The organism is Streptomyces sp. NBRC 110611, assembly GCF_001590865.1.
Classification (GTDB): Bacteria; Actinomycetota; Actinomycetes; order Streptomycetales; family Streptomycetaceae; genus Streptomyces.
This window is the reverse complement of record NZ_BBUY01000002.1, coordinates 368,132-381,007: the sequence shown is the minus strand read 5'-3', so window position 1 is coordinate 381,007 and position 12,876 is coordinate 368,132. Positions and strand designations below refer to the sequence as shown.

Below are 12,876 nucleotides of genomic sequence, written 5' to 3'. Positions count from 1 at the left end.
AGACATCAGGAGACTGTCACCGCATGACCGAGCCCGCCGTCACGGCACCCCTGCGCTACACGCTGACCACGTTCCCGCCCGTACTGACCCGGGCCGCCCCCGGCCGTCCCCACCAGGGCCGGCTGGAGATCACGGTCACCCGCGACCGCGAAGCCGCCAAGACGAACGCCGTCTGCCGCGGCGTCACCGTCGAGGTCCCGACCGGCAAGGCGCCCGAGGCCCTCACCAACCGGCCCGACCACATCGACGCCACGTATGCCGCCCCGCGCGGCCGTACCTGGCACATCCGCAAGAGCACTTCCCACACCGACCGAACCGTCTTCATCTGCACCCCGGAGAACCCCCGCCACGAAGCCGTCTTCGACGACACCGCGACGTTCACCCTCATCCTCGACCGCATCCCGCTGACCGGCTCACCCGGCACCGTCACCCTGCACATCACCGACGACACCACCACCGGCTCCGGGACGTACACCCGCCGCCGCACCGACCTGCCACTGACCCTTCAGCGGGCGGCCGACGGCCCGTCCTGACCCGTCCGGATGCGGCACCGCCACGAGTTGGTGCCTGCCGTCCGCCTTGCTGCCGTGTGCCTTCCTGCCGTCGACCGATCCTGACTGCCGCGATTCCCAGAGTCCGGACACATCCGCCCGGGAGGACAACCCACTGTGCACCCCACCACCTCCGACGCACCGCTGTCGGTCACTTCACAGACCACCCCGCCCACCCGCTTCACCGTCTCCACGCCCGCCGAGGTCCAGCGCGGCAGCATCTTCCTGACCTTCACCAAACCCGCCGCGGCCCCGGACGTGACCTGCACGGGGATCAGCGTGTCGCTGCCCCGCGGGGACGCGGCCGGGGACCTGGTCAACGACGAACCGCGCGCCGACTACATGCTCATCGACGACTACCCGCGTGACAGCACCGGCGCGACATGGTCCGTCCTCCGGCTGCCCGCCGCCGCCACGCCGGCCGCTCCCGCATGGGGTGAGGCCACCGGCCACGAGTTCGCCAACATCTTCGACCCCCGGGACGACCTCTACTACAAAACCGGCGGTCCGGTCCCGAAGGACTCCGCCCTGGTCGTCGATTACGGGGTCGCCCAGGACATCGTCAACCTGGACATCGGGACCGGGATCGACCACCGCTACAAGGTCCAGATGCTGCGTCTGCAGTCGTCCATGGACGGACTGACCTGGAACAACCTCGACACGGACCCCGTCCAGGACACCTCGCGCATCGAGCGCGTCTTCGATCCGCCACTGCGCGCCCGCTTTCTGCGCATCCTCACCGTCGTCGATCCGTCGAACGAGGGCTTCGCCATCGTCAGGCGCTTCCTGACCAACCAGGGCGCTCAGACGCGCGCCGACGACGACACCGTGACGTTCGTGTGCACCCCGGACGAGGGGGAGGCGGTCTTCGACGACTCCCGCGACTTCACCCTGATCCTGTCCAACATCCCGGTCAACCGGACACCCGGCGCAGCCGCCCTCGGGATCACGCAGACAGTGATCGCCGACGGCGACGAGGACCACCACACCACAAGCCTGGACGGGTTCGAGAAGGCCGACAGCGCCTTCGTCTTCGAGAACTTCTCCGGTGAGCAGACCCGCGTCGGCAACGGCGACCACGTCACCCTGCACTGGACGGGCAGCCCGGAGAACACCGAGTACCACCTCTCCTGGGACGACCGGACCGAGCGGATCGGCGTTCCCGCCGGCCGGGACTGCAGCTTCGACACAGCCGACCTGCCCGGCTTCACCGGGCTCAGCCGTACGACCACGTTCGTCCTGGACGCGCAGACGACCAACTCGTCAGCCCAGACCGTCCACCACTACCAGTCCACCACCGTGACCGTCACCGACCCCGACATCGAGGCCACAAGCCTCACCGCCACCGGCCGGATCGCGGTCCGGGAAGACGGTACCGACACCTTCCTCGCCCGAAGCGACGACGCCGGCACGCAGGCGCTCACCACCTGCGCCGAAGGAGACGTCACCGTCATCGCCTGACCGGCCCCGCACGTCCGCGCGCCACGCCGACTCGCCTCAGGAGTCCCCATGAACTCCCGCAGTATCACCGCAGACCGGCTGCTGGAAGCCGTACCCGACGACCCCGCCCCCCTAGAGGTCTCCACCGCCAGCAAGACCAAACTCGGCGTCATCCGGCTCCGGTTCACCAAGACAGCAGGCCTCCCGGATGTCGAATGCACCCGGATCACCGTCACCCTCCCCGTGGGTGACACCGACACCGACCTCACCAGCAACCCCGGAAACATCGACCACAAGTACTCCAGCAGCGGCCGGAGCTGGAACATCACCCCCAGCGGCGACCGGGCCACCTATGTGTGCACGCCGTCGGGCCCGGGCGGGAAATTCGTCTTCACCGACGCCGCGCACTTCACCCTCATCCTCGACGCCATCCCGGTCGGCCGCCGGCCCGGCGAGGCATCACTGACTCTCACCGCTTCCACCACGACGAACCAGCCCGACGAGGAGGACTGGACCGTGCCGATCACCAAAGCCGTGGACGATTTCTTCTTCTTCCGCGCCTTCTCCTGCGAACAGCCACAGGTCCCCAACAACGGCACCGCGACGCTGCGCTGGGAAGGCAGCGAGCACGAGACCGAGTACTGGCTCTCCTACGGCGGCCGCGACCCCCAGCAGGTGACCGGCCAGAGCGTGCAGATCGAAGGGATCACCGACACCACCACATTCGTCCTCGACGCGCGAACCCTGAACCCGGACACCAAGGAATTCGACCAGCACCACTACCTGTCCACCACGGTCACCGTCGAAGAACCCAGCATCGTGGCCAGGGAACTCACCGCCAAGAAGATCAGCGTTCCCGAGACCCTCACCGCGGACAGCAGCGACAAGACCACCACCCTCCACGGCCGCACCACCTTTGAGGAGGATGTCACCGTCATGGCCCGGCTCATCGTGAACGGCACCATCACCAACGAGGCAGGAACCGTCCAGATCGAGGCCGACTCCGGCAATATCACGTCCCGTGGGGCCGTTCAGGGTGCGAGCCTGAAGGCGGGCACCAGCTACGGGATCGCGAGCAGTGGAGCCATCACCGGCTCCGGCCTCGACGCCGGCAGCGGCAACATCACGACCAGCGGAACTGTTCAGGGTGCGAGCCTGAAGGCCGGTACCAGCTACGGGATCGCGAGCAGTGGAGCCATCACCGGCTCCGGCCTCAACACCGGCTCCGGCAACATCACGACCAGCGGAACTGTTCAGGGTGCCAGTCTGAAGGCCGGCACCAAATACGGGATCGCGAGCGACGGCGCCATCACCGGATCAGGCCTCAACGCCGGCAGCGGCGACATCACCACCACGGGCGCAGTGCGCGACAAGGGCGAGCTCCTGCGCTTCGGCACGATGGTCGTCATCAGGAATCAGCACCACGCGGGCAAGGGCCTGAACGAGGACAACGCGACGAAGGCTTACGTCTCACTCAAGACGATCGAGAACGCAAACATGCGGTGGAGGTGGTACCTGGAGCGGCCCCAGTGAGGTTGTCCTTGTGGGTGGCCCCGCTCCGGCGTCCACGAGGCCCGGAACGGGGCCGGCATGCGTGTCCGGAAAACGGCGTGCCGAGGAGTGCGCTCTTTTTGGCTTCGGGGGTGGCTGTTACGGTCCAGCCGGACCGTCCGGCCTGGAAGGGAGACCATGCCGAAGTCACCCCCACCGCCGTCTGCCTGGACGAACCGTCGCGCCCCGGACCGCCCCTTCGACCCGCCACCCGAGAGGGCCCGGCTGATCGAGGAGGCGCCGGTCTCGCGGGTCACGTTGTGGAACGGAAGCACGGCCTGGCTGGTGGCCCGTCATGCGGACCAGGTGGCGCTGCTCCGGGACAGGCGCATCAGTGCGGACGACACCCGGCCCTCCTACCCGGCCGTCAGCGCCGCCGAGGACGCCACACGCGATCACAACCGCACCTTCATCTCCATGGACGAACCCGAGCACACGGCCAGGCGCCGTAAGTTCATGGGGGAGTTCACCGAGCGGCGATTGGTCGCGTTGCGGCCGCGCATCGAGCGGATCGTCGACGGACTGCTGGACGCCATGGCGGAGGCCGGTCCGCCGGCGGACCTCGTCGCGGCGTTCGCCATGGCCGTGCCGGTCAAGGTGATCTGCGAGCTGCTGGGGGTGCCGTACGAGGACCGGGAATTCTTCCAGGAGGCCAATGCGGTGGTGGTGGACACCCGCAGCACGCCGGAGGCCGCGCTCGACGCCTCGCGTGCGCTGACCGAGTACCTCGGGGGCCTGGTCGAGCGGAAGCTCCACGCTCCGGGGGACGACCTGCTCAGTCGACTGGCGGTCGACTACCTGGCCGTCGGGCGGACCACGCGGGAGGAGTGCGCGCGGGAGGCCAGGCTGCTGTTGGCGGCCGGGCAGGAGACGACCACGAGCATGATCGCGCTGGGTACCTGTGTGCTGCTTCTGCACCCTGACCAGATGGCCGTCGTACGGGACGGCAACCGGGAGCAGGTTGGTGCGGCGGTTGAGGAGTTGTTGCGGTACCTGTCCGTCACACACCTGGGACGGCGCCGGGTGGCGGTCGCCGACATCACCCTCCACGGCCATGTCATCAAGGCCGGTGACGCGGTCATTTGCGCCAACGACCTGGCCAACCGGGATCCCGAGGCGTACGAGGATCCCGACCGGCTGGACGTCCGGCGCTCCAGGACCCGCCGCCACCTCACGTTCGGGCACGGGCCTCATCAGTGCCTGGGGCAACATCTCGCACGTCTCGAACTCCAGGTGGCCTACCCGGCGTTGTTCCGCCGCTTCCCCGGGCTGCGGCCGGACCGGCCGCTGTCGGAGCTTTCCTTCATCACGGAGAAGTTCGTCTACGGCTTGCAGGAGTTGCCGGTTGACTGGTGACGGGGACCGGCCGGCAGGCGGGGGTGAGCCTGGCGGGCAGCGACCTGGCTCGGCGTCCGGGAACAGGCCCGGAATGCTCCGTATGCCTCCTTGCCTCGATGGCAGGTCAGCGGTGGTGACCGGCGGCTCGCGGGGCATCGGGCGAGCGGTGGTGCGCGCGCTCGCGGCTGCTGGTGCCTGTGTGGCGGTGAACTGGGTCAATGACGGGGGCGCCGCCGACGAGGCCGTGGACGAGGTCCAGGCGACTGGTGGGCGGGCCGTAGCCGTGCGTGCGGACGTCGCGCGCGAGGCGGACGTCCGGCGGCTGTTCGACGCGGCCGAGGTCGCGTTCGGCGCTGTGGACATCGTCGTCGCCAATGCTGCGGTGGTGGTCACCAAGCCGCTGACGGCCAGTACGGAGGCGGACTTCGACCAGGTTTTCGGCACCAATGCCAAGGGGGCGTTTCTCACCCTGCGCGAGGCCGGCCGCCGGCTACCGGATGGTGGGCGGATCATCGCGGTGTCATCGGTCGGGACCCGGCTGTACCTGCCCAACACCCCGCTCTACCTGGGCAGCAAGGGGGCAGTGGAGCAGTTCGTCCGTTCGCTGTCGCGGGAACTCGGGCCGCGAGGGATCACGGTGAACGCCGTCTCGCCGGGGTTCACCGAGACTGCGCTCTTTCCCGAGCACGACCGTGCCTGGGCCTCGGGCCTCACCTCGCTGGGACGGGTCGGCGCGCCCGCGGAGGTCGCCGAGGCCGTTGCCTGGCTGGCCGGGCCGTCGGCCTCGTGGGTGACAGGGCAGAACATCAACGTCTGCGGCGGGGTCGGCTGAGGCATGGCGCGGGGGAGGCGGGCCGCCGGACGGTCGTGCCTCCCCTCCGGGCGGTGACCAACCGGCACTCAGCCGAAATAGTCCTCGGCCTCTCCGGCCCGGACGGTATCGAGCGTGAAGCAGTGGAAGCCGCCGCCGAACAGGCGCCGGTGCCGGTGGCGGACCGGGACGACGGTGAAGCCGTTCTTTTCCAGGACCTTGATGAGGTCGGGGAAGAGTGAATTTGCGATCACCGTGTCCTCGTCCACCGACAAGACGTTCATGTCGATGTACCGGGTGGTGAGGACTATGTCATCCTCCTCGTACTGCGGGAAGATGGCGTCGGTCGGCTCCGGCGGGTAGATCCGGTCCCACGAGCGGAGCGGGGCTGGTAATTTCTCGGCCACCTGTGGATTCCGCACCAGCAACGTTCCGGGGCGCAGCGGAAGGACGAGGCTGTCGATGTGGTTGTCCGAGAAGCGGTGCATGACGTGGAACCGGAACTTCCCTTCGAGGTGGCGTTCCAGCCAGCGCACCGCCAGCGCGTGATTCTCCGTCGCGACGTTCACGATCACGTCCCGGCCGAATCTCATGCACTGCGCCGCGTCCAGCAGCATTTCGAACCCGACGTCGAATTCCGAGGGATGCGGGTCGGTGATTTCCTGCAGGGCAGGGGCGTTCTGTCCGGAGACATAGGAAGTATCGAATGAGTTGTCCGTCATCACCGGGCGCGGCATAGTGGTCCATTTCGCACCCTGTGTGAAGTACCGGTAGAAGACCGGCTTCAGGAGGTCGTTCTCGAAGTACCGGGCGCGTACCTGCGGCGGTGTTTCGATGATCTCGTCTCCCAGCACCATGGCCTGGTCCCGGATGTTGAGCGCGGGCACGCAGCTGGCCTGCCAGTACGGCGTCCGGAAATCGACGGACCGGGTGAGCGTTTTCGGGCGGTGCACCGTGACCGACAAGTCCGCCAGGGCTGTTGCCAGCTCCTCCACGTCCTCGTTGAGCTCCTCCACATACTGCTTCTTCAGTTCCTGGCGGCCCGACACCGGAGCTCCGTAGGTGGGGTAGTAGAAGGGGCCGGCCACGTCGTGGAAGAAGAGCCGGAAGGACAACTCCACTTCGTGGGCCTCATAGCGGACGCCGGAGCCCACGATGACCTCTTTGAGGGGCGACCATTCGTCGTAGCTGTGCACGGACATCCCAGATCAGCCCTTCTTGACGGGGGCAGTGCGTGAAAACATGAGTGAACAGTGAACATGCCCATTGCCGGGACAATCCATGGCGCCTGCCGGTATTGGCCGAAACGCAGTGTCTGCGTTTCGCCAGTATCGGCCAGAACAGCTGACGCCCAACGGGGCTGGTTGACAGTGAATCTTCCGGCAGGCAAGCTCTCGCAGGTCCACCTGGATGGTCTTCAGCGCGATCCGGCCAGCCCGCCTAGGAGGCGTAGTGACAGCCGATCAGGTCAACGAAACACAATTCCCGGAGACCGAATCTGCTCTGCCCGATCCGCTGCGTTCCTGGAGCGCGGACAGACTCTCCATGATCCTGTTCGGGCATGCCGCATTCCAATATCTCAACGCGGCGTGCGAGCTGGGGCTCTTCGAGCTGTTGGCGGAAAAGGGGCCGCTGACCGGGACGGAGATCCGCACCGCCCTCGATCTGGAGGAACGCGCCGGCGACGTGCTGCTGCTCGGCTGTGCCGCGCTGGGTCTCATCCACCGCGACGGACCGGTGTGCCGCCTGACGGACGAGATCGGCGCACTGATGGAGCGCGGCGAGTGGACCCACATCGTGAACACCGTCGCCTTCGAGCAGCACATCGTCTACGAGGGCCAGGCCGACTTCACCGAGTCGCTCCGGCGCGACACCAACGTCGGACTGCGCCGCATCCCCGGTGACGAACCGGGGCTCTACCGCCGGCTGGCCCGGAACCCACACCTCGAAGAGGTCTTCTACCGCTACATGCGGTCCTGGTCGCAGCTGGCCAACGCGCACCTGGTGCGCCGTCTCGACCTGTCACACGCCCGTACGCTGCTCGACTGCGGCGGCGGGGACGCAGTCAACGCGATCGCCCTGGCCGAGGCCAACCCGCACCTGCGTGTCACCGTCCTGGACATACCCGCCGCCGTCCCGATGGCCGAGGAGAGCGTCCGGCGGGCGGGCCTGTCGGACCGGATCACCGTACGGGGACACGACCTCTTCACCGACCCCTTCCCGACCGGCTTCGACTGCGTCCTGTTCGCTCACCAACTCGTCATCTGGACACCCGAGGAGAACACCGAGCTGCTGCGCAAGGCCCATACCGCCCTCGAACCCGGCGGCCGGGTGGTGGTGTTCAACTCGATGTCCGACGACACCGGGGACGGCCCGCTGATCGCCGCTCTGGACAGCGTCTACTTCGCCTGCCTGCCGGCCGAGGGCGGCATGATCTACCCGTGGTCGCGGCACGAGGCGTCGCTGGGGGCCGCCGGATTCGTCGACCTGCGCCGGATACCGCTGCCCACCTGGACCCCACACGGCATCCTGATCGGTTCCAAGGCGCTATGACGGACGCCGCGACGGCCCGTCCGGCTCTGCCCGTCGCCCGCACCTGGCCCGTCCTCGGCTGCCTGCCGGAACTGATCCGCCGGAAGGAGTCGTTCTGGGCCGAAGCCCATCGGCGGCACGGTGACATCTTCCGTCTGGACCTCGGAGTCACCGACCTGGTAGCGCTCAACCACCCTCGCCACGCCCAGCACGTCCTGATCGAGAACGCGCGGAACTACCGCGACAAGGGCGGCGCCACGGGCTTCCGGGCCACCCTGCTGCCGCTCACCGGCCAGGGGTTGTCCACCATCGACGTGGAGGACGCGCACTGGCGCAGCCGGCGGGACCTCGTCGGGCCGGCGTTCCGGCAAGGCGCGCTGAAGGCGATGACGGACCACATGGCGCAACTCGTCAGCCTGAGCTGTGATGCCTGGCCGGTGGCCCCCGGCGGCACGGCGACAGGCATCGACGTGGTGCCCCAGGTGAGCTCCGCTGTCACCACGTCGCTCGCCGAGTTGCTCTACGGGGCGCCGATCATGGCCCACGAGATGCGGCGGGTGGCGCGCGCCTTCGACCGGATAATGAACTACATGTGGGTGGGCATGCTCGCCTCCGCCGTTCCCCCGTGGCTGCCTTTCCCGGGGCGGTGGCGGCAGCGACAGGCGATCGAGGTCATCGAGGGCGTCGTCCTCGACGTGGTGGCCCGCCGTGACCGGAGCCGGAGCCGCCCGGAACTCCTCGACATCATGACGGCGGTCGAGGGGGAACTGGACGCGGAAGGGCTCCGGGACGAGGCGGTGTCGCTGTTGCTCGGCGCCGAACCGCTGGCCATCTCGGTGAGTTGGGCGCTACACCTGCTGGCCCGGCACCCGGAAATCCAGCACACCGCCGTAGCCGAACTGGACAGGGTGTTGGCCGGCCGGTGTCCCCGATTCGAGGACCTGGCGGCACTGCCGTATCTGCGGATGGTGCTGAAGGAGGCGCTGCGACTGTGTCCGCCCACGTACTGGGTGCAGCGCCGCGCCGCCCACGAGGATGTCATCGACGGGGTAGCCGTGCCCGCGGGCACCATCGTGGTGGTGTTCATCCACCGCATCCACGCTCACCCGGAGGTATGGGAGGCACCCGGGCGATTCGACCCGGAGCGGTTCGCCCCGCAGCGTTCGGCTTCCCGGCACCGGCAGGCGTGGATTCCGTTCGGCACCGGCCGACGGGGCTGTGTGGCGCGAGAGTTCTCCATGACGCTCGGCCAACTGATCCTGGCCCAGGCGCTCCAGCGCTACACCTTCACCCCGCATCCGCGGCACACCCCCGTGCTGACGGTGGCGGCGAACCTCCGGCCGCGCGCCGGCGTGTGGCTCTCCGCCCGCCGGCGCGCGGCCGCCTGACGGCCGGCGCGGACGCGGCGCCCCGGGCCCGCCCGCCGGGCGCAGGTCAGGCGCCGCCGGCTCGTGCGTGGCTCAGCCGCTCGGCGCAGGCGGACATCCCGTCCTTGAGCCGATCCAGGTCCGTCTCCTCGCCCACCTGCAAGACGATCCGGTGGATGCCCAGGGAGGCCAGGGCGGTGGCCTCCTCCTCCGTCAGCTCCGTCAGGCCGCGATACAGCGACAGTTCCAGGGCGTCGGGGTCACGCCCGTACCGTTCCGCCTCCCGGCGCATGACCGTGATCAGCCGCAGCAGTTCCGGTTCGCCGACTCCCAGCGGCTGGAACCCGTCGCCGTACCGTCCGGCCCGGCGGGCGGCGGCAGTGCTGTGCCCGCCGAAGTGGATCGGGATCCCCGTGGGCCGCCACGGCCGCGGACGGCACACAGCTCCTCGGAACCGGAAGAACTCGCCGTCGTACGAGGCCCCTTCCTGGCCGTACTCCCCCCAGAGCGTGCGCGCCACCTCCACCTGCTCAGCCGCTCGCCGGCCACGGGAGGCGAAGTCCACCCCGCACGCCTCGATCTCCTCCCGGAGCCAGCCGACGCCCACGCACAGCCGAAGCCGGCCACGGGAGAGCCGGTCGAGGGTGGCCGCGCGCTTGGCCAGCACCACCGGGTGGTGGTTGGGAAGGATCAGCGCACCAGTGGCCAGCCCGATCGTGGTGGTGTGTCCGGCGAGGAAGCTCAGGAGTTCCAGCGGGTCGGGGACCGGTGCGTCGGCGCCGATCGGGAACTGCCCGGTGGGGCTGTAGGGATAGGCGCTCGACGTACCGCGCACCATGACGGAATGCTCGGCAGCGACCAGTGACTCATACCCACACGACTCGGCGTGCCGGGCGAATTCGCTCACCCATTCCGGGTCCACCACCCCGGGGCCGCCGAACGGTAATGCGATGGCGTAATCCATGCGAACAGCCTAGGAGGCGTGTCCTGCCCGGCACAGACCGGTTTCTTGCCGACTTCCCCGAAAAACGCATATCGTGCCGCATTCCCTGTCCCCACACCACGGAACGCCGAACAGCGATCACCGGCGTTCCCTCCGTGTATCGAAGGAAGGTGACGTCATGTGGTATCCCGGTCGTGATCCCGGACTGACCGATATGTGGTCACGGAGGCAACACCGCGCGTACGGTATGGGGGTCGGCATCATGCTCGTCGATGACGTTTATCCGGGATTTCCCGGTGATATGCGCAATCCCAGTGCTTATCCCTTTCCCATCCAGTACGACATCGTTCGCGGAATCGGCTTCGACCAGCTGATCTACGAGCGGGACAAGTCGGCCTGTGTGGAGCCCGTCATCGCCTCGGCCCGTCGGCTGGAGCAGCTGGGCTGCCGGGCGATTGCGGCCGAGTGCGGCTACTTCGCGTACTTCCAGCGGGAGGTGGCGAACGCCGTCGACGTGCCGGTGTTCACGTCCAGTCTGCTGCAGGTCCCCCTGGCCAGGGCGGTGGTCGGGGCGCACCGTACGGTGGGCCTCATGGTGGCCGTCGGCGACCACCTCACCGAGGAACACCTGACGGCGGTGGGCATCACACCGGGCGAGGACCTCCCCGTCACCGGCATCCGCGAATCCGGGCACTGCCCCAGCCTCGTCCGGCTGTACCACGAGCCCGACCGCGCTGCCCGCCACGCGGAGTACGCCGTGGTGGAGAACGAAGTGGTCACCCTGGCCCGGGAGTTCGTGGCACAGAACCCGGCGATGGGTGCGTTGGTGCTGGAGTGCGGAGCGGTGCAGCCGTTCGCCCGCGCGATCCAGCGGCACATCGACATGCCGGTGTTCAGCTGGGGAACGCTCCTGGACTTCGCCTACTCGGTGGTGGCGCACCGGGACTACTACGGGCACGTGTGAGCGCGGGCCGCGCTGTGGTCCGGTGAGGCGGTGGTCCACACGACCGGCAGCTTCCGCAGACCGCGTACCACCAGCCCAGTACGCCATTCCAGCTGATCCTCGGGGACGGCGAGGCGCAGTTCCGGGAAGCGCGCCACCAGCCGGCCGACGGCGACCTGGAGTTCCAGCCGTGCCAGGTGCACACCCAGGCAGTGGTGGATCCCGAAACCGAAGGCCAGGTGGGGGTTGTCCGCCCGGTCGAGAACGATCTCGTCGGGGCGTGGGAAGACGGCACGGTCACGGTTGGCCGACGGCCGGGAGACCATGACCGTCTCGCCCGCCCGGATCAGCCGGCCACCGACCTCCACGTCCTCGGTGGCCACCCGGGGCAGTCCCGCGTCCGACCCCAGGGGAACGAAGCGCAGCAGCTCTTCGACGACGCGGGGTACGAGCTCCGGAGCGTCCCGCACCTGACGCCACAGCTCCGGCCGGCTGAGCAGGGTGTAGCTGAAGTTGGTGATCTGGCTGGCCGTCGCCGGGAACCCGGATACCAGCAGGCTCACCCCGAGGTGCACCAGTTCGTCGTCGGAGAGGGGGTCGTCGCCGTCCTGCCGGGGATCGTGGACCAGGGCGGACAGCAGGTCGTCGGTCGGCTCGGCCCGCCGCTGCCGGAGTAGTCCGGACATGTAGGTGTCCAGGCCCGCGCATGCGGCGTCGATCTCTTCCTGGGTGTGGGCCGTCAACGACAGCAGCACCTCCGACCAGGGCTGGAGCCCGGCACGATCCTGGGCGGGCACCCCCAGCAGGTCGCACATCACCGTCAGCGGCAGGGGTTGGGCGAACTGCCCGACGAGGTCTCCCGGTTCCCCCTCTGCCGCCATCGCGTCGAGCAGCGCGTCAGCGACCTGCTCGGACCGTGGACGCAGCTGCTCGATCCGCCGGTGTGTGAACGCGCCGACGGCCCGGCTGCGGATCCGGGACTGCTGCGGCGGGTCCATGTCCAGCATGAAGGTCGGCTCGGTGTCCTTCTCCCGCAGGCCGGTGGCCCGGGTCCGGCTGAAGGCTGGATGAGTGAATACCTGCCGGGTCTCCGCCCATCCCGTGACCAGCCACACCGCGCGCCCGTCCGGGAGCCGGATACGGCTGACGGGCTCCGTGGTGTTCCTCGCCACGAGCGCCGGATCGACCTCCAGACGATCCCCCGGTATCTCCTCCTGGTGCTGCCAGCGTGAATTCGCCACCCTGCCCTCCGGGATTCCCTCGAACCGCCTGCCGCGAGCCATGCGCCCTATGGCCCGGACACCCGGCGGGGTCGCACGTCGGCTCTTCTGCGGTACGGATGCGTCATTTTCCTCTGCCCCAATTTCCTCTGCCCCCGCCCGACAAGACCCAATCGTCGT

11 protein-coding genes are annotated in these 12,876 nt (G+C 68.6%); 8 read left to right on the top strand and 3 right to left on the bottom strand.

The window, feature by feature from the left end:
• Positions 1 to 23: 23 nt before the first annotated feature.
• The 5 genes from AZE13_RS06230 to AZE13_RS06210 all read left to right on the top strand — a co-directional run bounded on the left by AZE13_RS06230 (position 24) and on the right by AZE13_RS06210 (position 5,712).
• Positions 24 to 533: a hypothetical protein gene (locus AZE13_RS06230; RefSeq protein ID WP_066927787.1), complete on the top strand. Its 510-nt coding sequence runs from the start codon at positions 24 to 26 to the stop codon at positions 531 to 533.
• A gap of 135 nt (positions 534 to 668) precedes the next feature.
• Positions 669 to 2,012 (top strand): discoidin domain-containing protein, encoded by a 1,344-nt coding sequence (locus AZE13_RS06225; RefSeq protein WP_066927785.1) that lies wholly within the window; start codon positions 669 to 671, stop codon positions 2,010 to 2,012.
• A gap of 48 nt (positions 2,013 to 2,060) precedes the next feature.
• On the top strand, positions 2,061 to 3,524 hold the full coding sequence (locus tag AZE13_RS06220; protein WP_066927783.1) for a hypothetical protein: 1,464 nt from the start codon (positions 2,061 to 2,063) through the stop codon (positions 3,522 to 3,524).
• Between the two features lie 156 nt (positions 3,525 to 3,680).
• Positions 3,681 to 4,898: a cytochrome P450 gene (locus AZE13_RS06215; RefSeq protein ID WP_066927781.1), complete on the top strand. Its 1,218-nt coding sequence runs from the start codon at positions 3,681 to 3,683 to the stop codon at positions 4,896 to 4,898.
• 115 nt (positions 4,899 to 5,013) lie between these two features.
• Positions 5,014 to 5,712, top strand: a complete 699-nt coding sequence (locus AZE13_RS06210; RefSeq protein ID WP_258527615.1) for an SDR family oxidoreductase — start codon at positions 5,014 to 5,016, stop codon at positions 5,710 to 5,712.
• A gap of 68 nt (positions 5,713 to 5,780) precedes the next feature.
• On the opposite strand, the gene AZE13_RS06205 is transcribed toward AZE13_RS06210, so the two are convergent.
• A complete protein-coding gene (locus tag AZE13_RS06205; RefSeq protein ID WP_066927777.1) occupies positions 5,781 to 6,893 on the bottom strand; it encodes a glycine amidinotransferase in 1,113 nt (370 codons plus the stop codon).
• Between the two features lie 343 nt (positions 6,894 to 7,236).
• Here AZE13_RS06205 and AZE13_RS06200 point away from each other — a divergent pair, with 343 nt between their 5' ends.
• Both AZE13_RS06200 and AZE13_RS06195 read left to right on the top strand, forming a co-directional pair.
• Positions 7,237 to 8,244, top strand: a complete 1,008-nt coding sequence (locus AZE13_RS06200) for a methyltransferase (protein ID WP_066927775.1) — start codon at positions 7,237 to 7,239, stop codon at positions 8,242 to 8,244.
• Entirely contained in the window at positions 8,241 to 9,611 is a 1,371-nt protein-coding gene (locus AZE13_RS06195; RefSeq protein WP_066927773.1) for a cytochrome P450, read from the top strand. The genes AZE13_RS06200 and AZE13_RS06195 overlap by 4 nt, the downstream gene beginning before the upstream one ends.
• A gap of 46 nt (positions 9,612 to 9,657) precedes the next feature.
• Here the strand turns inward: AZE13_RS06195 and AZE13_RS06190 are convergent, their stop codons facing one another.
• The gene (locus tag AZE13_RS06190; protein WP_066927771.1) at positions 9,658 to 10,554 is read right to left on the bottom strand and encodes an LLM class F420-dependent oxidoreductase; all 897 of its coding nucleotides are present in this window, start codon (positions 10,552 to 10,554) and stop codon (positions 9,658 to 9,660) included.
• 157 nt (positions 10,555 to 10,711) lie between these two features.
• Here AZE13_RS06190 and AZE13_RS06185 point away from each other — a divergent pair, with 157 nt between their 5' ends.
• Positions 10,712 to 11,497, top strand: coding sequence for an aspartate/glutamate racemase family protein (locus AZE13_RS06185; protein WP_066927769.1), 786 nt, complete (start codon positions 10,712 to 10,714; stop codon positions 11,495 to 11,497).
• On the opposite strand, the gene AZE13_RS06180 is transcribed toward AZE13_RS06185, so the two are convergent.
• Positions 11,482 to 12,717 carry a cytochrome P450 gene (locus AZE13_RS06180; protein WP_066927767.1) on the bottom strand — a complete coding sequence of 412 codons (1,236 nt, stop codon included), beginning with the start codon at positions 12,715 to 12,717 and terminating at the stop codon, positions 11,482 to 11,484. The two genes, AZE13_RS06185 and AZE13_RS06180, sit on opposite strands and share 16 nt — an antisense overlap.
• Between the last annotated feature and the right edge of the window lie 159 nt (positions 12,718 to 12,876).

Coding starts and splice junctions, on each gene's coding strand:
- AZE13_RS06230 (WP_066927787.1), top strand. CDS start 24: ATGACCGAGCCCGCCGTCACGGCACCCCTGCGCTACACGCTGACCACG.
- AZE13_RS06220 (WP_066927783.1), top strand. CDS start 2,061: ATGAACTCCCGCAGTATCACCGCAGACCGGCTGCTGGAAGCCGTACCC.
- AZE13_RS06215 (WP_066927781.1), top strand. CDS start 3,681: ATGCCGAAGTCACCCCCACCGCCGTCTGCCTGGACGAACCGTCGCGCC.
- AZE13_RS06205 (WP_066927777.1), bottom strand. CDS start 6,893: ATGTCCGTGCACAGCTACGACGAATGGTCGCCCCTCAAAGAGGTCATC.
- AZE13_RS06200 (WP_066927775.1), top strand. CDS start 7,237: ATGATCCTGTTCGGGCATGCCGCATTCCAATATCTCAACGCGGCGTGC.
- AZE13_RS06195 (WP_066927773.1), top strand. CDS start 8,241: ATGACGGACGCCGCGACGGCCCGTCCGGCTCTGCCCGTCGCCCGCACC.
- AZE13_RS06190 (WP_066927771.1), bottom strand. CDS start 10,554: ATGGATTACGCCATCGCATTACCGTTCGGCGGCCCCGGGGTGGTGGAC.
- AZE13_RS06185 (WP_066927769.1), top strand. CDS start 10,712: ATGTGGTATCCCGGTCGTGATCCCGGACTGACCGATATGTGGTCACGG.